1 protein-coding gene is annotated in these 268 nt (G+C 49.3%); it reads left to right on the forward strand.

Features of this window, described 5'->3' with window-relative positions; all coding sequences use genetic code 11:
- Nucleotides 1-268, forward strand: a 268-nt coding sequence (locus tag SB773_RS32165) for an ABC transporter substrate-binding protein (protein ID WP_410594415.1), incomplete at both ends; no start/stop codon positions are given.

Consider the following 268-nt stretch of genomic DNA (forward strand, 5'->3'; position numbering starts at 1 on the left):
TGGAGAAGGCAGGATATACGAAAAATGAACAAGGCTTTTATGAAAAGGACGGCAAGCCGCTCAAGCTGGAGATTTTGGCGCAAACGGGTACATGGGCACAGGCAGCGCAAATTATTCAGGCGATGCTCAAGGATATTGGTGTGGAACTGAAAATCGTCACACTGGAATGGGGCGCGCTCGTGGATACTGCGACAAAAGGAAACTTTGACATGACACTCATGGGCTACACGCTCAATGACCCGGATGTTCTCTACCTGTTCCTGCATTC

The sequence above is a fragment of the Bacillus sp. SIMBA_074 genome, from assembly GCF_046534555.1.
Lineage (GTDB): Bacteria > Bacillota > Bacilli > Bacillales > Bacillaceae_G > Bacillus_A > Bacillus_A mycoides.